Origin of the sequence: Levilactobacillus fuyuanensis (assembly GCF_003946395.1) — a bacterium.
Taxonomy (GTDB): domain Bacteria; phylum Bacillota; class Bacilli; order Lactobacillales; family Lactobacillaceae; genus Levilactobacillus; species Levilactobacillus fuyuanensis.
In genome coordinates this window covers 26,582-49,324 of record NZ_RHNZ01000013.1, presented here as the reverse complement: position 1 = coordinate 49,324, position 22,743 = coordinate 26,582, and the positions used below count along the sequence as shown (strand labels likewise).

Sequence of the window (22,743 nt, the reverse complement as noted above, 5' to 3'; positions counted from 1 at the left end):
GCGTTCATAAATTATTACACTTATTTTCAAATTTACCGCTCTGAAACGTCCAAAGTTCGCAAAATAATGTGCCTTATCAATTAGAAAAAAGTAATCCAATGCCTGAATTAGCTATACTTAGTCTTACTTAAATAGAAGACTAATCGTTTGCATTACTAATATATAAATTACCTTCACAATTTCTTCACATTTTCGTTTTAAGATGAGCTTAATTCAGAAACCGATTTAACCAACTTTATTTTGTCATTAACGATGACATTTTGTTGCCCTAACCAAGCAACGACCGCCGCCTCCTAACCAGGGGCGGCTTTTTTTAGTCTCGGTCGTTATCCGCGCATGAAAAAAGCACCTCAACATAGCCATCGAGATGCTTCATATCCTATTATTGTAAGGAGTCCCAAGCTGGTAAAGCCTTAGGCGTTGTAGCCAATACAGCCCGTTGCTCTGGCGTGAGGAACCGCTTGTGAACGACAACTTCGTAGACAAAGTCCTCCATCCAGTCATCCGTCATCACAAAGTATCCCTTGTCGCCATTCTTCTCGCCCCAGCTGTTTTCAACCTTCCAGCGAGTTGGGTCATCGGCCACCAGGTCGACACCCGTTAACGTCATCGCGTGGGTCACTTCAGCCTCACCCGTAGCGAGTCGTTGGGCCTTCGTCAGACTCAGGTCGACGCCAAACAAGTCGGCCGTCTTAAACAATTGACTGTCGAGAAAGCCTCGTTCGCGACTCATCTGTTGTAAGACATCGTTCCCAAACCAAACCGCCTCACCACTCTGTAGCTGGGCGATTGCCGTCCGCTTCAATTCTGACATTGGTAAGTTCAAGAAGGTAATGTGCTTACCACCTACGATATTATCCTGGCTAGGTAGGCTGTACAACTGATCAAATGGCTTGTCCGGTGAATTGGAGATTACTACGTAGTCGTCTAAATCAATATCGAAATATTTTTCGAAGAAGCCCTGAGGCGTCAGGCCAGCATCGCGGTGATATTGGTGCTTATCGTCCTTATACTCGAGGTCAAACGTGGTTGGTGGTTCGCCAAATGAGTAGGCCGCCATCCGATAAACTTCCTTCAAGGCTTGCGCCCGGGTCGTCGCAATCTGATCTTCACTGGCACCATCGGCCACTAACTGCCGTAAGGCCAACGCGTCCTTACGCAATTTCAAGTTTAACGTGGTTGCAAAGCCACTCGTATCATTAGTGTTAAAGGATTCTGGCATCGCACTGGCGGGAACGACCCCATACTTTTGAACAAGCGCAGCGCCCATAGCCCACTGACCACCGTCATCGCCGGGGCGACTCAGATAGAACGCCACTTCCCGGTCATCGAGCGGCTTGTCCGCCGTCCGCAAAATGTTGTCATAGAAAATGTTGGCCCGTTCAACCTTGTCCCAGAAGAACAGGTAACTCTGTGACAGCTCGAAATCCTTCACGTTATACTTTGCCGCAAATTGATGGCGAATCGTGTTTAACGTGGAGAACAACCAGCAACGCCCAGAGTGCTTTTGATTAGAGACCTTCCCCGTATCGAGTTCCACAGAAAAGGTTCGGTTCAAGCGTACGGCCGCTTGCGGATCTTCGGCAGCAGCAAGCACCCCGTTTTTAATTACCGCGCGACTCACAACATCGTGCGCTGGTTGTTGCTGGAGGTCAGCGTGTAAATCCGCCGTCTCAGCAGCGGTTAATTCATGATCAGTCTTAGTTTCTGACATAAAATGACTCCTCTCTCAAATGGCTTACAAGAAATATCATTGAAATCTCATAATTTAATCTAAATTCATTCTAACCCTTTCCCGGGATGGACGCAATTAATCTTGGCAACTCATCAAAAACAGAGTGGGACAGCAGGCGATTAGCTAGTGAGCATTAACGTCATAAGGGGAAAAATCCTGGGTTTGGATTATTCTCCTTACGGGGTTAAGCACAGCTAGCTGCCTGCTGTCCCACGTTTCGACTGTATAAGATTGGGAAACAGCCTATAGCATTAACGTCAATAACCGAATAATCCCGAACTTGGATTGTTTGGTTAGCAATTTTAAGCGGAACCAGCTGTCTTTTGGCGCACGTTTCAGCCATGCAAGATTGTGTAGCAAAAGAGCCTGGAATTTTGTTCCAGGCTCTTCGCGGCACATCAGCATTTAGGCACCCTCGTGTGGTGCTAATTTATGGTCAAATTGGTCCTTATCGTAATCGGGTTGATTTGAGATATGCATTGCTGACTTCAATCGGACAATTAAGAAATTCCACATGGCTGGTGTAATCCCCAGCTCATCCAGGTCCTGTTCGGAAATGGTGTACCGAATACCAGCTTCGTCATCAGTCTCAACCTTCTGGACCCAGTTGGGTTCTCGCAACATTTCACGGCCCAACGCAACAAAGTCGACGCCAGCATCCATGACCTTCTCGGCATCGCTTGGCTTTTCAACGGAGCCGACGGCAATCAGTGGCAACCGTCCAGCGACTTGCCGCTTGATTTTCAGGATTAACGGTTCCGTATCGGTCTGGTCATTGAGTGACGTCCGCCAAGCGTACCCCATCGAGATATGCAGGTAATCCAGCGGTTGACCACACAGGACATCAACCAAATGAAGCGTATCGGCCAATCGAATTCCGGGGATCTCAATTTCTTCTGGTGACAGCCGGTAGCCAAGAATAAATGGCCGATCGGCATATTGCTGGATCACCTCGTGACACCGTTTAATCACGGCCAACGCGAAACTCATCCGGCCATCAACGTCGCCGCCCCACTTATCAGTCCGCCGATTAGAGTGTGGAGAAAAGAATTGCTGGAGCAGGTACGTATTCGCACCGTGGAGTTCAACCCCATCGAATCCGGCTTGGATGGCCCGCCGGGTAGCCTCACCAAAGTCTGTGATAATCTGATTGATCTCATCCCCCGTTAATTCACGAGGAACCTCAGCATTTGGCCGTTCGGCAGCGACCGAACTTGCGCTGACCGGCCGTTCGCCACGTAAAATTTTAGAGTTCGACATGCGGCCCGCATGAAAGATTTGTAGAATCGCCTTAGTTCCGTTCTGCTTCATGGCACTGGCCATCTTCGTTAAGCCGGGAAGGTAGCGATCATCGGTAATAGCCAACTCGCCCTCGAATCCTTTGCCACTCACAGAAACATTGGCGACGGGGGAAATGAACAGCCCAACGCCACCGCTATGCATCCGGAAATAGCGAAGCTCATCGGACGTGATTGACCCTTCCTCAAATCCGGAGGCCTCAGTCATTGGTGGAATCACCACCCGATTCTTCACCGTGACGCCGTTTGCAAACGTATAGGGTTCAAGAAACTTGTATTTTTTACTCATCTGAACTCACCTTTCTTACCTAATTCTAGGAAACTTAGCTGATTAATCTCAGTATAGTTCGATAAATCACAAAGTCGAATACTTTTATGATATCGTTTTCAGAACCGAATGGTTATACTAATAGTGAGGTGATTACCATGGCATTTAGTACCACGCGACTCGCCGAAATTCTAACGGCGGTTAAAAATCTGGGAAGTATCACCGCTGCGTCCCAGCATCTATTTGTTTCCCAACCCTATATCAGTCGGACGATTAAGGAAGCTGAACAGCAACTGGGCATCCAACTGATCGACCGGACAACTAAGCCCACCCGACTGACCTATGCTGGCGCGCAGTACCTGGCTGGTTTGCAAAAAATCCAGCAGCAACTCAGTGATCTCGACCAGACTATGCACGAACTTGCACAATCTAAATCTGGGCATCTTTCAATTGCTTTGTCCGAAAGCATGGCCACTCAGGTTCTCCCAGAATTAGTCCGTCAATTTCTTCAGGAATATCCCCAGTATCACCTCGACATCCATGAGATGCCCTCGCTCGCTGCGGAAAAAGCCGTGACCGACAACCAAAGTGACATCTATATTGGCCCCAAATCGGCCCACCACAGTGCGTTCTTCTACCGCATCATGCGCGACCAATCCTTTAGCGTCCTGGTGCCAGCGGCCTATCCCTTTTCACTCCCCCAGATCACGCATCCCCAACAACTAGCGTCCCTTCTACACCAACCCTTTATCGGTTGTGACCTCCAGATGGTACTGGGCGAAATCACACGGCACTTTATGGCAGACCACCACCTCTTCTTACAGCCCGCCCTGACGTTGAATAGCCTCTCAACGATTCAACAACTGGTAGAAAGTGGTGCCGGCTGGACCATCCTGCCAACACCGACCGCTATCGCCTCAACTGCTCGGGCCATCCACCTTGATCCAAAATTACTGACTTACCAGCTTATCATGGCTCACCGATCCAGCAAGGAAAATACACCGGAAATGATGGCCTTTCTACAGGTTGCTCAGCACGTCTTTAATATCGATCCCGCGACGCAAGTTAAACATCGTGACGACTAAAAAGGTGGCGCTATCCGCCACCTTTCTTAATGCCCTTATTTGGGTGCTAAACCCTTTTCTATAAATTCGATAATAACAGGTGCGGCAGTTGAAACGTCCTCTGGCAACAAAACGGCTCGCACCAATTCCGTGATCATTGTGCCAATCATGAATTGCGCAATCCGGGAATCAGGCCAGTCAACCAGCTCGCCATTAGCCTTTAGCCGGTCCAACACTGGAAACAAATTGTCCTGCAATAGGGGGCCCGCGTGCGTGATAAATTGACTTCTCAAGTCATTTCTTACCGAAATCTCGCGAATCAGGACCCGCAACATGGCGCCATTTTCCTTAATGAAGGCGAGTCGATTTTCTACGATGGCGCTGATCATTTCGTGACGTGTCAGATATGGTCGCGCCACCACTTGCTGCGCAAACTCCTTGATCAGGTTAGGCAAAACTTGGGTCATAAAGGGGGCTAACACCCCGGCTAACAGCTCATCCTTATTCTTATACCGCCGATACACGGTCCCCTCAGCAACACCCGCTTTTTCGGCAATCTGCTTAGTCGTCGTATTATCAAATCCCTGCTGGGCAAACAGTTCCAGACTTGCTGCCAAAACCTGCTGTTGCTTGGGAGGAATGTTGCCATTCGCTGCCATGACAGCCCGAAAAGCCTCACTAATACTCGTATCTTTTTCCATCTTAGACCCTCCGATAGCGCTTCATGCCAACAACATTCAAAACGGTGAAAAGAACCGCGAACAGGATCAGAATACCTAACTCTCCGGCAATACCGGCAAAACCCACGCCTCGGGTAGCCACGTTCATCAAAGCATTTCCGCCGTAGTAGAGTGGGAAAATGTGTGCGATCCACTGCAGCCAATTGGCCATCTGGTCGACCGGAATCAAGCCAGAGAAGAAGACCTGTGGAATCACGAGAATTGGGATAAATTGCATCATCTGAAATTCTGAATTGGCAAAGGTCGACACGAAGATTCCCATGGATAACGCGACCAGTGCCAGGAGAAAGTTAATCAAGAGAATCAGCCAGACACTCCCAATCATGTGAATCTGAAAGACCGTCAGCGCAAAGGTCACGGTAATTACGGTCTGAACCAGTGCGAATAGTCCGTACCCCATCAGATAGCCGGTGATGATCTCCCCACGACGGATTGGCGTCGCCAGCAGACGTGTCAGCGTCCCCGTCGTCCGTTCGTTTAACAGTGAAATCCCGGAGATCAGGAAGACGAAGAAGAATACGAAAAATCCTAAGAGAATTGGCAAGAATGTATCAAAGAAAGTCGAGTCCGAACTGCCATAGAGATAGTGACTCGTGATGCTATAGGTCTTGGGTGCCTTGAGTTTCGTTTGTTGAGATTGACCTGGCGTTGCACCCGCTTTGGCTCCCTGAGCGACTGCCACCTTCTGCTGTTGTGCGACCAGAGTCTTCAGTACCTTGGCCTGTTGTTGCAAGGCCTTTTTCTGCGCTTGCGTTGCGGCAGCTAGGGCTTGGACCTTGATCTTAGTTAGACCACCCTGCAATGCCTGACGTACCAACGCTGAATCGCTAGGCTGGCTGTTTTGATACGTCACCGTCAGCTTGCCATTCTTTTGCTTAATGAAGGCGGCCAGATTGTCCTCACGCACCTTCTCCTTTGCCGTTGCGTTGGCGCTATAGTGCGTAATTTTAACATGCTTATTCTTGATGGCTTTGACCACCGTCGTATCCACCCGGCTGACTCCAATCTTCGCCACGGTATCCGAACTCGTATTGAACAGGAAATACATCAGCGTCAGGATGAACAGAGGCGCAAGGAACATCAGCGCCAGCGTCCGCTTATCCCGAATCATTTCACGTAAAACGCGTTTAAAGATTGCGATGACTCTCATCTTGTAGCCGCCCCGCTTTCAAAAAGACTTGTTCAATCGTTGCCACATCATAATCCTTTTCCAACTGCGCCGGGGTCCCCTGTGCCAGCGCGATCCCTTCGCGAATCAGCATGAGGTAATCACAGTGCTCCGCCTCATCCATCACGTGCGTCGTGACCAGTATCGACTTTCCCTGCGACTTGAGTTGGTACAATTCTGCCCAAATCTGTTGCCGTAGCTCGGGATCAATCCCCACGGTTGGTTCATCCAATATCAATAATTCTGGATCTTGGACCAACGCAATGGCTAGGGACAGTCGTCGTTTCATCCCCCCGGAATACGCTGATACGCGGCGGTCGAGGGCGTCATTTAAATTCACGACCTGTGCCGCATGTGCGATAGCGTCCGCCAAGTCCTGCTTGGGAACGCTCATCAATTCCGCAAAAAAGCGAATATTTTCGCGCGCCGTTAAATCCTCATAAAGCGCGTCGCTCTGGGCCATGTAGCCAATGCGCTGCATGACTTTGCGATTGGGCATCGGGGTCCCTAAGACTGTCGTCGTCCCGGCATCAACCTTTTCCATACCAAGGATTGCCTTAACCAATGTCGTCTTACCAGCCCCCGAGGGACCAATCAATCCCATGATCTGACCGACTGGTAATTGTAAACTAATTTTTTTAAGCACGGGATTACTGCCGAACTTCTTCGCCACGCCCCGCACATCAATCGTGTTGGTTACCATGTAAACTCCTCCTGACCTGGTTCTTTTTTGTGAGTGTGCACTCACTCATTTACGACCCCAGCATACGACCCTTACTGGCTCCTGTCAATCCTTTTTTGTAACCGATTACAAAAGGGGATTATAAAAGTGGCGCACCATTTCCGGTACGCCACCATTTTAGGTCATTTAATTTAATCTTGTGCTTGTCCCGGTGTCTCGTTGGCGACCGCCGTCAGCGCTAACTGGCGAATCTGATCGACCAAAGCATCGTGGTCCGTCGCCGGAATCTCCGTCAACAGGTTATCTGCCACCTCTTGGCGAATCTTGACAATTTCCGGGTAGAGCCGCTCACCACGCTTGGTTAGTGACAGCTCATAGACCCGCCGATCCAACTTAGACTGACGCTTGCGCACATAGCCCAAGTTGACCAGCTGATTCACCGCCCGCGTGACGTTACTGGGATTAAGATAGGTCAGACTGATCAACTTGTCCTGAGTAAGTCGGGGCTGCTCGTGAAGCCGAAGAATATAGTAATACATGCTGGCATTTAGGCGATACGGCTGTAGCCGCCGATCCAGGGCAATCCGTGTATAACGGTTGGCAATCGAGAGCCATTTCACAATGTCTGAGTCATTTCCTGTGGTAGCCATGAGCCGCCTCCTTCCCTAAACTACGTGCGCAAGCATATTCTAAATTAACAAAAAAGTCAAGCTGGTCGGTGGGCCGGTTTCGCCCGGAAATTATGGTGTAGTTGCGGCCAAACGAAGCGATCCGCCAGACCGATCAGCGTTCCGTTAAAGAGCAGTGTAAACAGCGTTCCCCAGTTAACCGCATACAATTGATGTGTGTTGAGCCAGCAAACCAAAATGATAATAACTGGCGGCGTAAACGTCAGTAGTTGGGCAACCACCACGTTATCGTGACAATAGAGAAAGCGAAGAATATTGGTCGTGTCATCGTTGGGATGCATGACCAGATTGGCCCGCTGATATAGCGAGATGGCTGCACAGAAGATCATGATCCCCGTAATTGCCAACAGGAGTCGGCCCCATGCTGGCAACTGCATGATGCCCATTCTGGTAAAGGTTCCCGAGAAGATATCGACGAAATAGCTGAAGAAAAAGACGAAGCTGATTTCGCCCAATAATCGCGGAAGGTCCCAGTGACGCAGCAGCAATTGGTTAACAATCGCCGCCAGACAACTGACCACAAAAATTGCCAAGCCCACACTCGTACCCAGCCAGTGACTCAGGTTGACCTCCGAGGCCGTCCAGGGACTGGTTCCCATGTTGGACGCCACCGACAGACCATTACCAAACGCATTGACGACTAGCCCCAACACTAACGCTACCCAGCGCTGTGGCATTGAATTCTTAATCGTTCGTCGCCTCCTCGACCGGCCGGACCGCAAAGTTATGCTTGAGGCTCGGCCAAATAAACCGATCCGTTAGATTAATGATGGTCCCGGTGAAGATCAACGCAAAGACCGTTCCTAGATTAATCGCAAAGAGGTTGTGCGTCACGATCCAGCTGACCACGATAATTGTGACCGGCGGAATGAAATTCAACAGCTGTGCATGTAGGACGTTACCATGACAGTACATGAATCTTAGAATATTCGTGGTATCGTCATTGGGATGCATCACCAGATTGGCCCGTTGGTACAGCGAAATCGCGATACAGAAAATCGTGACACCAGCCACCGCGAGGAAGCCGCGCGTAAACATCGATAGCTTGAGGATGCCCATGCGATAGAACATGTTCGTGAAAAAGTTGACGAAGAAGCTGACGAAAAACATGAACCCAATTTCGCCAAAGAAGCGCCGGGGTTCCCAACGTCGCAGTAAAAATTGATTGGCGACCGCGGCCAGACAACTGACCACAAACACCGGCCAACCAATGCCGATCTTAAACCACTCACTCAGATTGACTTCGGACGCCATCCACGGACTGGCGCCCATATTGGCAGCCACCGTGAGACCACTGCCAAACGCGTTGATGACTAAGCCCAGAATCAAGGCCGTCCACCGTTGCTTTAAAGTATTCTTGATGGGATTCATCTCCTCAATTCATTTCATATAAGTTCTACGATACTACGATTCTTATGAAATGTAAGCGTCTCCTTCAAATAAATCACGCCGCTACTAAAAAACGCCGTCAATCGCAACCCCCAATGGCTGTGACTGACGACGCTCTATCTTGCTTGATCTAATTTTAGTAAGCCAGCGAGTTGATGTTGACCCGCTTGGTCTTACTAGAAGCCCAGGATGGCACCTTGACGACGCCCAAGACCTTGTCCTTATCGACGAAGCCCCAGTAACGACTGTCGTTAGACACGCTTCGATGGTCCCCTAAGACGAAGTACTTGCCTTTAGGCACAACCGTGGCAATCTTTCCGTTGTTACCGCCTTGCCAATCGTTTTGGCGTTGGAGACTGGCTAACGTCCAATTTCCAGTTCCGGAAGTCCGCTCGCTGGTGCTGATGAAGCTCTGGTTGACCCGCTTGTTATTCACGTAGATGTAACCATTCTTGCTCTTTACAGAGTCCCCTGGCAAACCAATGACCCGCTTGACGTAATTGGTATTGGCCTTGGCAGCGGGATCTTCACCGTGCGCATCGAAGACGATGACACTCAGATGCTTGACCTTCGACATCTTCCAGGCAAAAACCTTTTCGTTATTATTTAGGTTAGGCTCCATGGATGGTCCGTCGACCCGCACGCGCGTGAACACGAACTGTTTGAGGGCTAAGGCAATCGCTAACCCAATGACGACTGGCACAATCCAACTCAAAATTTCCTTTAAGTTTTTTAAGTTTTTCATGATGGCACTCCTTATTTTCGGGAATCACTAATTATGTTATTATCATACACCACCCGCCGCGCTACGAACATTTATTTTAGTTAGCAGGGACGCTTTTCATCATATCATTAACCTTCTCAAAGTCCCAAGCTTTACGCAAAATTTACAAGATTGAGACGCAATTGCAAGGTTCCTGTCACTTTTCGGCTTGCAAATTCAGTGGTTTCCAGCAATAATGATACAATACGCTTTGCCTTACATAATGACCGTTCTGGACCGCCATTCTGCTAGTAGAGTGGCGGTCCAGCGTCGTCACCCCTGGTTATTGCGAAATTTATAATACGTTGAAAGGGCTGACTGCTTTTGAATCCTATCCTTACACGGCGCCGGCAAATCTGGCTCACACTTTTGCTGGGGACCGTCAGTGCCACCGGGCCACTGGCCATTGACCTGTACCTGCCAGCCTTACCGCAAATGCGGACCCAGTTTGCCACGAGCGCCTCACTTATGCAACTAAGTATCACGGCCTGTCTGATTGGGCTGGCGCTCGGCCAATTGATTGCCGGACCGCTTTCGGACCAATATGGCCGTCGCAAGCCCCTCATTGCGGGCTTTGTGATCTTTGGCCTAGTCTCTCTCGCGATGGCCTTTATTCATTCAATTACCTTATTAATCATTCTCCGATTCGTTCAGGGATTGGCGGGCGCGACCGGCCAAGTCATGGCCCGAGCCGTTGCCCGGGATCTCTTCTCCGGGAAGAAATTGACGCGCTTCTATGCGCTACTCAATACCGTCAACGGGGTGTTCCCGATCATCGCCCCGATTATTGGGGGCTTCATGATCCACTACGTCGACTGGGAAGCCATCTTCATTCTGCTGGCCGTCATCGGCTGGGCAATCGCCCTCGCGGTAGCGTTGGGCTTGCCAGAGTCACTCCCCGTTAGCGAACGTCAAACAGGGGGCTTCCAAAGCTCGTTGGGTGCCATGGGGCGGTTAGTCGTTCAACCAGCCTTCTGGCCCCTGATTATGGCCACAGGGTTGGTCTACGGTGGCTTGTTCAGCTACATCTCGGCCTCAACCTTCGTCTTTCAAACGGGATTCGGGATGGCACCTCAGACATTTAGCCTGCTCTACGCCTTTAATGGGCTGGGCATCGTGGTCGGCAGTAATCTGCCGGGGCAACTCTCTCGGTGGTACTCCAACAAGCAACAGGTCACGAGCCTGCTGGCAATTGCGGCGGGTGTGAGTCTGGTCTTACTGGTCACGCTCCTCTTCCCAGCCAATGTCTGGGTCGTCAGTGGCTTGGTGCTGGTCATGGTTATCCTGATTGGCGCGTTACTCACGCTGACGGTCACGATCATCATGGACCAAGCCACCAAGAACGCCGGGGGTGCCTCCGCCGTCATCGGCTTGGCACAGAACGCCTGTGGGGGCTTAGCCTCCCCATTAGTCGGTCTGACCGGTCAATCCTATGCCGCCATGGCAGTCATGTTGTTCGTCTGCAATGCCGGGGCACTGGGACTGGTGAAGTACCAGGGTAAGACGGCTAAGGCTTAACTTAATTTGAAATTTAGGACATCTAGGCGCGTCTTCCAGATGTCCTTTTTTGTTGTGTTAGTTTGCTCACTTTAACACGAAATATGTATTTTTCTCCTATTTCATTGCCAATAAATAGTTCTTAGCTGAGGCGTGGCGGGTCGTCTATCTTTGGTCAGGTCCATTTTAAGCCTTAAACTGTCGAGTCAAGGTGCTAACTTTTCGTCTTGTGAAATGATACTCTAATCATGTAGTCCATCAATTAGTTTAGCTCATCATTCACCTTCAAGGGAGGCGCCGTTCAGTATGAAATGGAAGTTTGGTTTAATTATTTTGGGTGTTGCGATTGGATTGAGTCCTCTATTTGGCTATGAAAATAGCCTTCCTAATCCTGAGGCTAGTCACAATTCCACCGTGGCACTGGCAGATAGTCCTACTAACTCTGATTATTCTGGAACATTGGGTTCTCAAGCTGATGGAACCCTCGTCCAATGGGAATTAAAGGATGGGACCTTGACCCTTGGTGGCGGAACGCTTCCGATTGTATCTGGTCCTATTATAAATACGATGCAAGGACAATTACTCTATAATTTAAAAAAGACTGCCATAGTTTCTGATGGTACGTCACCCGCAAACATTAATTTTGCAGGTTTGATCACCAAGATAAACATTTCGAGTAAACTGACCGTTCAGGACGCAACACCTAGTGCATCTTACCTCTTTGCTAATCTAACGAACGTCACACAGTATACCAATTTACAAAATTTGGATTTGAGTCACCTGAGTAACACTGCCTCTCTGACCAGCATGTTTGCCGCCAATAATGCGTTAACAACGATAGTCCTACCAAGTTTTAATCTTAGTCCAAATGCAACAATCGACATCAGCAACATGTTTAATCGTGATGCTAGCTTAGCCAGTGTTGACCTCTCAAATCTTATTGGTCCCAACAACTCAGTATCTTCCGTAAGTGGCCTTTTCAATAACAATCCTGAATTACGCGAGGTGAATCTCGCAAACTTTAGTTTTACGGCCAACAGCAATTATGCGGATTTGTTTACCGGCTCACCTCAAATTGCTAAAATCACATTGCCTTCATCACTGATTCTAGCTCAAGACACTACTGATCCTGACTGGGGAACTATAAATCCTGGCGTCCATCTGACAGGACCAAGCCCAACTGCCGATCTCACTGGCCTTTGGCAAACCATTGGCACTGGGAAGGTTGACTTCATAAACAATGACCCGACGAATGGTTACCTTAACAACAACCCACTAGGCGATACCACCTACACAAACGACGCCCTCTATGATTTATATGATGGCACTCACACCGCAGAACTTCCTGCTAATGAAACCTACGTTTGGCAGCCCACTGAGGAAGCGCGACTCATTGCGCCGGATCCCGTCACGCCACCCTTGCCATCGATACCAGCTCCTACCGAACCCGACACTGCCACCTTTCAGCCCTTTGCCGTCACGGCTACCAAGAAAATTGGTTTTTACAGTAGCAAGGATTTCTCGGCTACTAGTCGACTGGCCTGGTTCGTCCAAAAACCACAGCTGAAACAGCCGACCTTTATCGTTATTGGCACGGCTAAATCCACGGCCGGCAACGCGCGCTATCAAGTTCGCGACACCAATCGGGGTTCCGCAACTTATGGTCAGACGGGCTACATCACGACCCAATCGGCTTACATCACTCAGACTTACTATGAGAGTGCCCCTGAAGTCGTGACGGTCATCAACCCTGGTGGTATCAACGGTTATGATTCCGCTACACTCAAGCAACCGCGGACGGCCTATAAACAAGGCACCCAACTCGCTGTCAAGAAAGTCGTGACGCATAACACCACGACCCGTTTTCTTCTCACAAATGGTAAGTACATTTCCGCCAACAAACACTTCGTCACTGCTGGTCAGTATAAAGTTCCTGCCAAAGTGCAGGCTAAGACCGCCGTCAACCGCTATTCTACGGTCAACCTGACGCAGAAGAATAAACATTACCCGAAGAAGACCCATGCCATCTTTAAAGTACTCGGTTGGGACTACTCTCGCGGAACCAGCACCACGACAGCCGGTACCCTGCGCTACCGAGTCGCTGGCGGCTACATTACCGCTAATTCCAAGTACGTTAAGGCCCTCAATTAACCCGTTCTATCAAAAAATGCGCGTCTCACCAGAAATGGTAAGGCTCGCATTTTTATTTGCCATGATCCCACTGATTCAACTGGGCCACAACGTTCTTTAAAATTTTAATGCCTAATTGATAATCTGGTTCCGATCCCAGCATTCTAAATGCCAGCGTCCACGCCTCATGGTAGGCGCTCACCGTCAGCTGAAAGTTCGGCATGGCGCGATACGTCCCCGCAAAGTAGATTTGCGTGACCCGAGTATCCCCAAATTTCAGCCGCGTGTGATCGACATGGCCAAAGTTGGCAAAGGAAACTGCTGACTGTTCCCGATGCTTTCCAGCCAATCGTCGTACGATCTCCGGTGGCAGGGCCCGGCTCATCCGGTTGATTTCCACCAACGGCGCCAGATAAGCTAAGCTATCACGTAATTGGATGATTGTCGCCTGCGTCCGTGTCACCACGTCCTGGAGCGTATCCCCGTCCTGAACCATAATTGGCACCGCCATTTCGCTAGTCAAGTTAGCCACTTGCACCACGTTAGCCGCCGCAACCGGCCCCTGCAAACGCAGATCGACCTGATACGGAATCACCAGTCGGCGCTCACCCGTTAAAGAAAACAGTGACAGCGCATAGGCTGACAGGAGAACGGCATTCATGGTGACGCCCTGTTGCCGCGCCCGTTGTTGCAAACGCCGACTCTCCACGCGCGGAATCAAGGCCTCACCCTTATGGTGGTGAACATCCCCTTGTAACTGCGGGAAACCCTCCGCTACTGGCGCATCGCTCGTTTGCGGGATGGGGCGGTGGGGATGCCGCAAGTAATTCAGAATTCGGCGAACACTGCGCTCATTCACAAAATCCGCCAGATTCTGACCATCGTAGGCCGCCGCCAATAAATACAGGTAGTGTTTAAAGCCCTCACCATCGGTCAACAAGCGACTCATGATCAACCGCAGTTGGTCGTAATCGGCGTAATGAATCACCTGGATTTTCAGCTGTGGTCCCTGTAAAACGTCCAACCGTCCGCGACCCGGATCGTGACTAGCACTGTACTCGGTGATGACTTGGTCAATGCTCGCTGGTTGCTCTTCGAATCGATTCCGCCGCAGGTTATAGCGACTGAGAATTTGCGGCACCACGGTCTGTGTTGTCTTAACCGCCGACGTCAGTCGCTCGACATCAATGGGGTGCATCAGGCTCAACGTGCATTCCAACAATGGATACGTCTGTGCCAAGTCTAGTGTTGGAATTAAATCCAACGGTTCGCCACGATAATTCACACGATCACCCCTCCTGCTTAATTTAGGTTCAGTATAGCAAAGCCAGCGCCCCGACCTCTAGGATTCCGCCAAGATATAGCGAAAAGTTAATAATACTGTAACCTAATTTGCAGTCTGTTAGAATGAAGGTAACTGTTAACGAATGGAGTGACACCTGTGACAACTCAACCTACGCCCGTATCCTGCAATGCCACGCTCATTGTGACCACCCACCGGGTCTTTCAACCAGATTTAAACGAACACCAGACTGTCTTTGGCGGCAAGATTCTTTCCCTGGTAGACGACAGCGCCTCCGTGGCAGCCGTTCGCCTCACCCACAAAACGGTAGTGACCGCATCTTTCGACCACGTGAGCTTTCTACGGCCCTTTCATCTCGACGACTCCATGATTCTGGAGGCCTACGTCAGTGGCACCGGGACACGTTCGTTAGAGGTCTTCGTCAAGATTGTTGGAGAAAACCTGACGACTGGCGACCGCTTCGTCGGCTTTACCTGCTTCATTACCTACGTCATTGACGATAAATCCGTCACGGCCCCACTTCCTGGCGTCACACCGGTCACCGACGAACAACGTTACTTATGTGCTGGCTATCCGCAACGAACCGCGCAACGTAAGGAGCGTCGTCAGGAGCAGGCCGGTTTGAACGCCCACGTCACAACCGATTCACCGTGGCCCAACGCCTAAATGTTTCATGTGAAACACCACTGCGACTCTAATTGTCCGCGGTGGTGTTTTCGTCTGGGATTGTTCCACGTGAAACAGTCCACCACTCTTTAGCCAAAATGCCAAACTGATACAGGTCGAGCCACTGTCCGTCCTGATAAACGGCCTCGCGGTTGATACCCTCGCGAACGAAGCCCACCGCCGTATATGCCCGCAGTGCCGCTTGATTATTGGCATTAACGTCCAGTGTCACCTTGTGTAGGCCTAATTCATTGAAGGCAAACGACAGGATCGTATTGAGCGTATCCACGCCGTAGCCTTGGCCGCGATCACTCGCGACCGGTAAAGCAATCCCTAGCTCCGCTCGCCGATTTTTCAGCTGAATCTCATCAAGAATCACCCAACCCAACAGGCCATCGTCGGCATTGGCGCGCACCATAAAGAAGAATTTGTCATCGCTATCCGGGTCCGCGGCCAGCTCGGTATATTCGGCCGCCGTCCATGGATGTAAGGCATCGGCCGACAAATTCCGCAAGAGTCCGGGCTCCCACTGCGTATCCTGGAGCCATTCCGCATCCCCATCACGCATTTCCGTTAAATGAACCAACTGTCCCTGAACCACACTTTTCATGATAGTGCCTCCTCGGCGTTTTCTCCTACTCTACCACACCCGCAACCACGTCGAGCCATAATTGTTGGTGATCTTCGTTAAAACCGGTATACTGATCGCAGCAAATACAGGAGGTCCTTTCATGAAAATTTCAATTATTGGTGCCACCGGGATGGCCGGATCAGCACTTGTCGCAGAAGCTTTAAAGCGTGGCCACAGTGTCACGGCGCTCGCCCGTTCGGCGGAAAAGCTCGCCAAGTTGCCGACTAATCCTAACCTGACAACCAAGGTACAAGATGCGTTTGCCTTAACCCCGGCTGAACTCGCAACGACCGACGTGGTTGTTGATGCTTTCGCAACCGCACCGAGTCTGGCCTTTCAACACGTTGATCTCGCAGCGAGTCTGGTTGCTAAGTTACGCGAAACGACGCAACCACGCCTCGTCCTCATCTTGGGCGCCGGTAGCCTTCAAACCGGGGATGATCACCATCTGTTCGTTGAAGATATCGCCAAAGATCCTAACGCCGCTGCTTTCTTGAGCGTTCCACAGAATCAATTAAAGGAGCTCAACTTCCTGCGCGACGTAGACAACGTCAACTGGGTCGGCGTATCACCGGCAGCGAACTTCCACCCCGGTGACGCAACACCATTCTTGACGGGTGACGATGAACTCTTAGTCAACGCCAACCAGGAATCTGGGACTTCCGCAGGCACCATGGCTGTTGCAATTTTAGATGAAATTGAACACCCACAACATCACCAAACACGCTTTACCGTTGCTGATAAATAAATTTATAGAGGGTTCCCGTTCCCACGGGGGCCCTTTTTTGATATGCTTACCTATGGTCTGCACGACCGTACTTTATGCTTATAGAAAGTTGCGATTACTTTGAAAACTCGATTATCTTGGCGGGAACTCCTATTTATCGGCATGATGCTCTTTGGGCTCTTTTTCGGTGCCGGCAACCTGATTTTCCCCGTCTTTCTCGGTCAACAAGCCGGCCATAACGTTGGTTGGGCGGTTATTGGTCTCCTCCTAACTGGGATTGGTCTGCCTCTGCTGGGGGTTACTGGGATCGGTCTGACTCGCAGTGAGGGTGTCTTCGATTTGGCGACTAAGGTCAATCGGCCATTCGCCTACATTTTTACCATTCTCCTTTACTTAACCGTGGGACCATTCTTTGCCCTGCCCCGACTGGCCACGACGTCTTATCAGATTGGCCTCGCGCCTTTTGTGAGTCGCGGGCATCAGGGCCTGGTCCTCGCCAGTTTCTCCATCTTATTTTTCGTCGTTGCCTGGCTATTGTCCCGTAACCCCGGAAAATTGATGACCTACATTGGCAAATGGCTGACACCGACCTTCCTGATTTTACTTGGTCTGTTGATTCTAGCCACCTTCATCAAACCGATGGGCGGCTTCTCCGCAACGGCTCGCGGGGCCTACGCGACCAGTCCGCTGGCAACCGGATTTACCGAGGGCTATAACACGCTAGATGCCTTGGCCTCACTAGCATTTGGGATTGTCGTCATCGACAGTATCCGGGCACTGGGCGTCACCGAACCCGGCCAAATTGCCAAGGACGTCATCAAGTCTGGAACCATTAGTGTCGTGCTGATGGGTCTGATCTACACGCTACTGGCGCTAATGGGAACCATGAGTTTGGGAAAGTTCGCGCCAGCGGCCAACGGCGGAATCACCCTGGCACAGATTGCCAATCAGTACTTCGGCACGTTTGGGAACATTCTGCTGGCGCTAATTGTGATCATTGCCTGCCTGAAGACGGCAATCGGCCTAATTTCGGCGTTTGGGGATACCTTTCATGAGATGTTTCCTCGGTTGTCCTACACCTGGTTAATCGTCTTTGCCAGCGTGTTACCCTGCCTCTTCGCAAATGTGGGTCTGACAAAGCTCATCAGCTACTCCTCACCCGTGCTAATGTTCCTGTACCCCCTAGCTATCGTCCTGATTGTGCTAGCGGTGCTCTCACCACTATTGGGCACCAGTCGCTGGTTATACGGCTTAGCAATGCTGTTCACACTGATACCGGCCATCTTCTCGGCTGTAGCGGCACTCCCCAGCAGCTTACAACAGGCTGGCTGGAGTCGCGCAATTCTCACCCTCAACAACCAATTACCACTAGCTGCACAAGGCTTTAGCTGGGTTGTTCCAGCGTTGATTGGCGTGGTTCTAGGTTGGATCCTGGGCCAGGTGTTCCGATCAAAAAATGTTTGATTTCACAAAACCGCGTTGCATTCTGGTGACGCGGTTTTAATATTGCCAAATCTTCTCATTCAAAAAAATGAACTATTTTGATTATTCAGGTAAAATTCGGAGGTCAACATTCAAAAAAGTGCTGTTTTTTGAATGTTCACGAGATTTTTGGCCCGCAACATTAAAGAAATCGCGTTTTTTTGAATGTTGCGGCCCATTTTATTCGCCAATATTCAAAAATCCGTTGTTTTTAGAATGTGACTTTCCTACCTTTATCATCCCCAGAATCTATGCTAAAATCGACAAAACCAATCCGAAAGGCGCGCTCTCATGAAAAAATACGCAATTATTGACCTAGATGACACCCTCCTCGACTTTACCCGTGGTGAAAATGAAGGCGTGACCCGCCTCCTTCAAAAGTATGGCGTGACCGACGTACAGCGCGGGCTTGCTACCTACGTTAAGATCAACCAGGACGTCTGGCATCAAATCGAACTGGGCGCAGACCGCGCGCCCCTATTGGATACCCGCTTTGCCAGAGCCTTTGGCGCGATGGGGGTCACCGTCGATGGGCCCGCCGTTGAAAAGCAGTACAAAAACATGCTCGATCACAACTACTACACTTTGCCTGGGGCCACAACCTTTCTGACAGCGCTCACCCGTGCCGGCGTGACGGTGATTGCCGGGACCAACGGCACCAAGTCCATCCAACTCAATCGGCTCGCTGGTTCTCAACTGACTCGCTTCTTCGACAGTATCTTCATCTCCGAGGACGTGGGTTATGACAAGCCGGATGAGCGCTTCTTCGCCCCCATCTTCACGCAATATCCAACGATGACCGCGGGAAATACCGTTATGATCGGTGACAGCTTGCATTCCGACATTCTAGGCGCAAACAACGCACACCTCGATAGCGTCTGGTTCAACCCGCGCCACGCTGCGAAATCCGTTGATTACCACCCTACTTACGAGGCGGATTCCTACGCCTCCCTTAAGCATGTTCTTCTCGCCTAGATAGACGAATCGCCCGTTAGCAATCGATGATGCTAGCGGGCGATTTTTGATTGGGAACTATTTTAACTTTTGAGTATTAATTTACCCCTTTAACCAGATTTTCTGGTATGATGGTAACAAGTTATAACCGAAATCTCATATTCTCATTTAAGCGAAACGAGGTGAAGACCCATGACCGAAGCCCGCTTCTCAGCAACCCCCGCTAAAATTGGCGTCATCGTTTTAACGCTAGTGCTACTGTTTGCCATGCTGTTCCTTCAGGATCCTAAAATCGTTGCTTTTCTCTGCTTTAGTTCGTTAATCACGGCAATGTTGCATTTTAACGTCTTCGAGAGTACGACCGATGCCAACCCGTTAAATCGGATTGACCTGACGCTTCAAATCGTTTTCTTAGTTGCTTCCATTGGTAGAGCATTTATCCTTGGTGGAAATTAATAACTGGCCACGCTATCCCCACGGATGCGCGGCTTTTTTTAGCCCCATTCAATCTTATCGAGATCCAGGTAACCCGCATCTTGTACGGGTTGTTGCGCGGTCTCCAAAGCAGCCTTCAGTACTTCCCATTCAGACTTCGCGACAATCACAGCCGATTTAGCATCGTTGCCATCTGTGGGCGTCACGACAACCGTCTCTTGCTTATGATTCACTTCATCTAAAATCTGTAGCAGTGCTTGCTGCGCGGCTGCTGGTGAATAACGTTTCATCATTTGTCCCCCATAACTTAAAAAATCCCGTTAGCGTTGGTTGTTCAGCGTTAACGGGTTCTCCGAATGACCATCTACATGTCACTACGCCGGCAAAGTCGCCAACGTCCCCAGTAAGACAACTGCCAGCAGAATCTGACTGCCAATCAAGTACCACGCCTGTCGCCGCCACAATGCTTGCATACCGGCTGGATATTGCCGGTGACGATGCTGATAGTAGCTCGTGGCAAGGGCAATACCATCCACCAATAGCAGCAGACCAATGACTCGTGGATTCAACCATACCGGTCGCCATAGCCCTACTGCGACGTACGCCAGACCGAGATACAAGAAGCCATGATACACGACAACGCTTCGCCGCGTTTGCCGCACAACGCCCTGTTGCGGCTGACGCAACGTATAGTGGTACAGACCGTGACTGATCACGACCAGAATAATCCCCAGGCTCAACAAGCTCATTCGCATATGTAAAAACTCCCAATGATCTTAATGATATTCTCCAGAGTTCAATTTTACCGAAATTTTACTGTGATTTCTGGCCAACTATCGTCCGCCCATGTCACATCCCCGTGGCAGACGACACTTTCGCTCCCACACGAAAGAAACCACTCGATGCACTGGCGGCATTGACCTTTCATAGAACCGATTGCGTGGCGGGCACTTGTCTCACTACAGCAATCAGCTTAACAAGTCTGTATGTGGTTTCTGCAAAGAACGTGTAAAGATTTCGTATCTTTGTTATTAATTAAATAATAATCATTAATAATTAATCCAATGATAATAAAAGAAGAGGCTCGCGTTTTTGATACCGCGAGCCTCTTCTTGTCTTCAAATTTACATTAACAAAACCTGTGCCAACAAACAGTCAGCGCCAAATTTTTACTTCACTTTGGCAATCTTCCCCTGTTCAATGTACACACTCAAAATCGCGATATCAGCTGGGTTGACCCCACTGATCCGACTTGCTTGTGCCAACGTTTCAGGTTGAATCTTCTTTAACTTCTGGTGCGCTTCGGTTGCCAAGCCATCGATTGCATCGTAATCAATGTTATCAGGAATTGCCTTGGCTTCCATCCGCTTTAGCTTTGCCACGTTAGCTTCAGCCTTCTTGATGTAACCGGCGTACTTCAGTGAAATCTCAATTTCTTCCACGATGTGCCGGTCCACTGGTTGTTCAGGTGCTGGGATGAACTGCAGCAACGTCTTGTAATCCACGTATGGCCGACGCAGGAAGACTGCGGCTAACACACCATCTTGTAATGGCTTGTCGCCGTGGCTCTCGATGAAGGCGTTGATGGCATCGTTTGGCTTAATCCGAATGCTGTTCAGACGGTCAATTTCAGCCTGTAATGCGGCCTTCTTAGCTAAGAAAGCATCGTAGCGTTCGTCGCTGATCAGGCCCAGTTCATGACCCTTGGCCGTCAAACGCAAATCAGCGTTGTCGTGACGCAAGATCAAGCGGTATTCGGCCCGACTCGTCAACAGACGGTAAGGTTCCTTGGTTCCCTTAGTTACCAGGTCGTCGACCATAACACCAATGTAGGCGTCGGAACGCTTCAACGTGAAGCCAGGCTTACCCAGTGCCCGTAAACCGGCGTTAATCCCGGCTAACAGGCCTTGGCCAGCAGCTTCTTCATAACCGGAAGTCCCGTTGGTTTGGCCCGCTGTAAACAGGTTCTTCAACGGCTTGGTTTCCAGAGTTGGCCGTAATTGGTAAGGGGAAACGACATCGTATTCGATGGCGTAACCTGGCCGCATCATTTGCGCGTCTTCGAGGCCTTGAATAGAGTGCAAAATCTTCTGTTGCACTTCTTCTGGCATAGACGTTGAAAGCCCCTGAACGTACCATTCGTCGGTGTTCCGGCCTTCTGGTTCCAAGAAGAGTTGGTGGCGTGGCTTGTCAGCAAACCGAACAATCTTGTCCTCGATCGATGGGCAATAACGCGGACCGACACCCTCAATAACACCCGTAAACATTGGGGCGCGGTTGAGGTTAGCCTTGATGATCTCATGCGTCTTTTGGTTCGTGTAAGTCAGCCAGCAAGACAATTGGTTCTTGAGATCAAGGTAGGCGCTATCTGGCGTCGTGAAGCTAAAGTGGTTCGGCTCCTTATCCCCAGGTTGTTCTTCGGTCTCGTCGTAATGAATCGTGTTCCCGTCGACCCGTGGTGGCGTCCCAGTCTTAAAGCGTTCCAGGTCAAACCCATACTTAGGTAAGTTGGCCGTCAGCTTGTTGGCTGGTTGCGAGTTGTTAGGACCAGAGGAGTACATCAACTCACCGATGATGATCTTGCCTCGAGCTGCGGTTCCGGCCGCAATGACCACGGCCTTAGCCCGGTAACGCGCACCGGTGTTGGTGATAACCCCTTTGCAGGCGCCATCTTCCACGATCAAATCGTCCACGATCCCCTGACGCAAGGTCAAGTTGGGTTCGCGTTCGATGGTGTGCTTCATTTCAGCGTGATAGGCGTGCTTATCGGCTTGGGCACGTAAGGCACGGACGGCTGGGCCCTTCCCGGTGTTGAGCATCCGCATCTGAACGTAGGTCTTGTCGATGTTGCGACCCATTTCGCCACCCAAGGCGTCAATTTCACGGACGACAATTCCCTTAGCTGGACCCCCAACGGATGGGTTACATGGCATAAATGCCACCATATCCAGGTTAATCGTCATCAGTAAGGTCTTGTTGCCCATCCGGGCTGCGGCCAGTGCCGCTTCACTACCGGCATGACCGGCTCCGACAACGATAACGTCGAAGTCCTGTCCCGGATATTCAATTACTTCAGTCATGGTTCTTTCCCTCCATGCCCGATCGTCGTAGCGGCGGTCAAG

Annotated in this window: 22 protein-coding genes; 8 read left to right on the top strand and 14 right to left on the bottom strand. The window is 50.3% G+C overall.

Annotated elements, in window-relative coordinates; genetic code table 11:
* Window positions 1–382: 382 nt before the first annotated feature.
* Together EKM73_RS08150 and EKM73_RS08145 are read right to left on the bottom strand one after the other, a co-directional pair.
* Complete coding sequence (locus tag EKM73_RS08150) at window positions 383–1,714, bottom strand: C1 family peptidase (RefSeq protein ID WP_125701467.1); 1,332 nt, start codon at window positions 1,712–1,714, stop codon at window positions 383–385.
* Window positions 1,715–2,140: 426 nt separating this feature from the next.
* Window positions 2,141–3,322 carry an NADH-dependent flavin oxidoreductase gene (locus EKM73_RS08145; protein WP_125701466.1) on the bottom strand — a complete coding sequence of 394 codons (1,182 nt, stop codon included), beginning with the start codon at window positions 3,320–3,322 and terminating at the stop codon, window positions 2,141–2,143.
* Window positions 3,323–3,459: 137 nt separating this feature from the next.
* Here EKM73_RS08145 and EKM73_RS08140 point away from each other — a divergent pair, with 137 nt between their 5' ends.
* Window positions 3,460–4,386, top strand: a complete 927-nt coding sequence (locus tag EKM73_RS08140; protein ID WP_164508898.1) for a LysR family transcriptional regulator — start codon at window positions 3,460–3,462, stop codon at window positions 4,384–4,386.
* 35 nt (window positions 4,387–4,421) lie between these two features.
* Here EKM73_RS08140 and EKM73_RS08135 read toward each other — a convergent pair whose 3' ends face one another.
* From EKM73_RS08135 to lepB, 7 genes are all read right to left on the bottom strand, one after another.
* Window positions 4,422–5,066, bottom strand: a complete 645-nt coding sequence (locus EKM73_RS08135) for a TetR/AcrR family transcriptional regulator (protein WP_125701464.1) — start codon at window positions 5,064–5,066, stop codon at window positions 4,422–4,424.
* Window position 5,067: 1 nt separating this feature from the next.
* On the bottom strand, window positions 5,068–6,255 hold the full coding sequence (locus EKM73_RS08130) for an ABC transporter permease (RefSeq protein ID WP_125701463.1): 1,188 nt from the start codon (window positions 6,253–6,255) through the stop codon (window positions 5,068–5,070).
* Window positions 6,233–6,976 (bottom strand): ABC transporter ATP-binding protein, encoded by a 744-nt coding sequence (locus tag EKM73_RS08125; protein ID WP_125701462.1) that lies wholly within the window; start codon window positions 6,974–6,976, stop codon window positions 6,233–6,235. Before EKM73_RS08125 ends, EKM73_RS08130 begins: the two co-directional genes overlap by 23 nt.
* 170 nt (window positions 6,977–7,146) lie before the next feature.
* Entirely contained in the window at window positions 7,147–7,605 is a 459-nt protein-coding gene (locus tag EKM73_RS08120; RefSeq protein WP_125701461.1) for a MarR family winged helix-turn-helix transcriptional regulator, read from the bottom strand.
* A 56-nt stretch (window positions 7,606–7,661) separates the two neighbouring features.
* A complete protein-coding gene (locus tag EKM73_RS08115) occupies window positions 7,662–8,321 on the bottom strand; it encodes a hypothetical protein (protein WP_125701460.1) in 660 nt (219 codons plus the stop codon).
* A 7-nt stretch (window positions 8,322–8,328) separates the two neighbouring features.
* A complete protein-coding gene (locus EKM73_RS08110) occupies window positions 8,329–9,015 on the bottom strand; it encodes a hypothetical protein (RefSeq protein ID WP_125701459.1) in 687 nt (228 codons plus the stop codon).
* Between the two features lie 154 nt (window positions 9,016–9,169).
* Entirely contained in the window at window positions 9,170–9,778 is a 609-nt protein-coding gene (lepB, locus tag EKM73_RS08105; protein WP_125701458.1) for a signal peptidase I, read from the bottom strand.
* 342 nt (window positions 9,779–10,120) lie between these two features.
* Between lepB and EKM73_RS08100 the strand changes: the two genes are divergently transcribed.
* Together EKM73_RS08100 and EKM73_RS08095 are read left to right on the top strand one after the other, a co-directional pair.
* Window positions 10,121–11,314: a multidrug effflux MFS transporter gene (locus EKM73_RS08100; RefSeq protein WP_225421348.1), complete on the top strand. Its 1,194-nt coding sequence runs from the start codon at window positions 10,121–10,123 to the stop codon at window positions 11,312–11,314.
* Between the two features lie 285 nt (window positions 11,315–11,599).
* Complete coding sequence (locus EKM73_RS08095) at window positions 11,600–13,444, top strand: DUF5776 domain-containing protein (protein WP_125701456.1); 1,845 nt, start codon at window positions 11,600–11,602, stop codon at window positions 13,442–13,444.
* 52 nt (window positions 13,445–13,496) lie between these two features.
* Here the strand turns inward: EKM73_RS08095 and EKM73_RS08090 are convergent, their stop codons facing one another.
* On the bottom strand, window positions 13,497–14,708 hold the full coding sequence (locus EKM73_RS08090; RefSeq protein ID WP_125701455.1) for a hypothetical protein: 1,212 nt from the start codon (window positions 14,706–14,708) through the stop codon (window positions 13,497–13,499).
* Window positions 14,709–14,864: 156 nt separating this feature from the next.
* On the opposite strand from EKM73_RS08090, the gene EKM73_RS08085 reads away from it, so the two are divergent.
* Window positions 14,865–15,392 carry an acyl-CoA thioesterase gene (locus EKM73_RS08085; RefSeq protein WP_125701454.1) on the top strand — a complete coding sequence of 176 codons (528 nt, stop codon included), beginning with the start codon at window positions 14,865–14,867 and terminating at the stop codon, window positions 15,390–15,392.
* Window positions 15,393–15,420: 28 nt separating this feature from the next.
* On the opposite strand, the gene EKM73_RS08080 is transcribed toward EKM73_RS08085, so the two are convergent.
* Window positions 15,421–16,002 carry a GNAT family N-acetyltransferase gene (locus tag EKM73_RS08080; protein ID WP_125701453.1) on the bottom strand — a complete coding sequence of 194 codons (582 nt, stop codon included), beginning with the start codon at window positions 16,000–16,002 and terminating at the stop codon, window positions 15,421–15,423.
* Between the two features lie 121 nt (window positions 16,003–16,123).
* Here EKM73_RS08080 and EKM73_RS08075 point away from each other — a divergent pair, with 121 nt between their 5' ends.
* From EKM73_RS08075 to EKM73_RS08060, 4 genes are all read left to right on the top strand, one after another.
* The gene (locus tag EKM73_RS08075; protein WP_125701452.1) at window positions 16,124–16,771 is read left to right on the top strand and encodes an NAD(P)-dependent oxidoreductase; all 648 of its coding nucleotides are present in this window, start codon (window positions 16,124–16,126) and stop codon (window positions 16,769–16,771) included.
* A gap of 99 nt (window positions 16,772–16,870) precedes the next feature.
* Window positions 16,871–18,214: a branched-chain amino acid transport system II carrier protein gene (gene brnQ / locus EKM73_RS08070; RefSeq protein WP_191988622.1), complete on the top strand. Its 1,344-nt coding sequence runs from the start codon at window positions 16,871–16,873 to the stop codon at window positions 18,212–18,214.
* A 309-nt stretch (window positions 18,215–18,523) separates the two neighbouring features.
* Window positions 18,524–19,207, top strand: a complete 684-nt coding sequence (locus EKM73_RS08065) for a YjjG family noncanonical pyrimidine nucleotidase (protein WP_125701450.1) — start codon at window positions 18,524–18,526, stop codon at window positions 19,205–19,207.
* Window positions 19,208–19,378: 171 nt separating this feature from the next.
* Window positions 19,379–19,642, top strand: coding sequence for a hypothetical protein (locus EKM73_RS08060; RefSeq protein ID WP_125701449.1), 264 nt, complete (start codon window positions 19,379–19,381; stop codon window positions 19,640–19,642).
* 38 nt (window positions 19,643–19,680) lie between these two features.
* On the opposite strand, the gene EKM73_RS08055 is transcribed toward EKM73_RS08060, so the two are convergent.
* The 3 genes from EKM73_RS08055 to mnmG form a co-directional block, all read right to left on the bottom strand.
* Window positions 19,681–19,911, bottom strand: coding sequence for a type II toxin-antitoxin system Phd/YefM family antitoxin (locus tag EKM73_RS08055; protein WP_164508897.1), 231 nt, complete (start codon window positions 19,909–19,911; stop codon window positions 19,681–19,683).
* Window positions 19,912–19,995: 84 nt separating this feature from the next.
* The gene (locus EKM73_RS08050) at window positions 19,996–20,376 is read right to left on the bottom strand and encodes a hypothetical protein (protein WP_125701447.1); all 381 of its coding nucleotides are present in this window, start codon (window positions 20,374–20,376) and stop codon (window positions 19,996–19,998) included.
* 414 nt (window positions 20,377–20,790) lie between these two features.
* Window positions 20,791–22,701, bottom strand: coding sequence for a tRNA uridine-5-carboxymethylaminomethyl(34) synthesis enzyme MnmG (gene mnmG / locus EKM73_RS08045; RefSeq protein WP_125701446.1), 1,911 nt, complete (start codon window positions 22,699–22,701; stop codon window positions 20,791–20,793).
* Window positions 22,702–22,743 lie beyond the last annotated feature (42 nt).